The sequence below is a fragment of the Xenorhabdus koppenhoeferi genome (genome assembly GCF_900116635.1).
GTDB lineage: Bacteria > Pseudomonadota > Gammaproteobacteria > Enterobacterales > Enterobacteriaceae > Xenorhabdus > Xenorhabdus koppenhoeferi.
This window is the reverse complement of sequence record NZ_FPBJ01000084.1, coordinates 1-1,429: the sequence shown is the minus strand read 5'-3', so window position 1 is coordinate 1,429 and position 1,429 is coordinate 1. Positions and strand designations below refer to the sequence as shown.

1 protein-coding gene is annotated in these 1,429 nt (G+C 49.4%); it reads left to right on the top strand.

Annotation, left to right across the window (positions count from 1 at the left end):
• The first annotated feature begins 139 nt into the window (after nt 1-139).
• Nucleotides 140-1,159, top strand: coding sequence for an IS110 family RNA-guided transposase (locus tag BM329_RS14180; RefSeq protein ID WP_092554453.1), 1,020 nt, complete (start codon nt 140-142; stop codon nt 1,157-1,159).
• Nucleotides 1,160-1,429 lie beyond the last annotated feature (270 nt).

Sequence of the window (1,429 nt, the reverse complement as noted above, 5' to 3'; positions counted from 1 at the left end):
GGAATGAGATGAACGCATCCCAACTATTTGCTCCGGAGCAGGACTGATGAAGGGAGAGGTGTGGAGTCTCTCAGATTTCCGGCATCATAGTGCCCAATACGGGAAGCATAAAGCTCCCTCAGACTGGAGACTCCACAACATGAAATATACACCGGTTGGCGTTGATATAGCAAAACATCTGATCCAGGTTCACTTCATCGATGAGCATACCGGTGAGGTGGTGGATAACCAGTTACGCAGCAAAGATTTTTTGACATTTTTCAGTAACAGAGAACCTTGTCTTATCGGCATGGAAGCTTGCGGTGGTTCTCAGCACTGGGCCAGAGAGCTAACCAAGTTGGGTCATCAAGTGAAATTGATGCAGGGGCGGCTTGTCAAAGCCTTCGTCATGGGCAACAAGAATGATGTGATGGATGCCCGTGCTATCTGGATGGCAGTACAGCCGCCGGGTAAAGCGATAGCGGTTAAAACAGAAGAGCAGCAGTCGATTCTGACGTTACACCGTGTTCGCCGACAACTGGTGAAATTCAGGACTGCTCAGATAAATGCATTACACGGTACATTTCTTGAGTTTGGTGAAACACTGCATAAAGGCAGGGCCTCATTAGCCAAAGAGCTTCCGCAGGCAATCGAACGATTGAAGGTCAGGCTGCCGATCTATCTGACAAACCTGCTTGAGAAGCAGTATCAGCAATTAGCAGAGTTGGACAGTCAGATAGACGATATAGAAAGACAACTGATGGCAATAGCCCGGCAAAACGAAGTCTGTAGGCGGGTGATGGATATTCCCGGCGTGGGACCGTTAATAGCCACCGCAGCAGTAGCAATAATGGGTGACACCTCAGCGTTTAAATCAGGGCGGGAGTTTTCCGCTTATGTCGGGCTGGTTCCAAAGCAAACAGGTACGGGTGGCAAAGTGCGCTTGCTGGGGATAAGTAAACGGGGTGATGCCTATTTGCGAACGTTGTTTATTCATGGAGCCAGAGCGGCCACGTTGGTTGCAAAAGAACCCGGAAAATGGATAACCGATTTGAAGGCAAGACGACCAACCGCAGTTGCGATAGTCGCGATGGCAAACAAACTCGCCAGAATGGTTTGGGCTATAGCTGCTCATGATCGTAAGTATGACAAAAATTACGTCAGTATCAGGCCGTACTGAGGCAGTTTACTGACAAACATCAGCTCGAATAAAAGGGTGGATGCTGAAAGGTTGCTGAGGCAATCGGAGTGATGACAACGACAGGTAAGACCGTGACTCGCCAAACCTGGATATTTCCAAGAGCCTGAAGCTCGCTAGGGGAATAAGGCGTGAGTCAGCGAATCTCATCGAGGCCCGCAGCATCGGCTGCAGTAAGGCCGGATATAGAGCTGCAACCTACCGTCAATGTCTGAACAACGAAAGCCTTGCAAACGGGATGCGTTCATATAG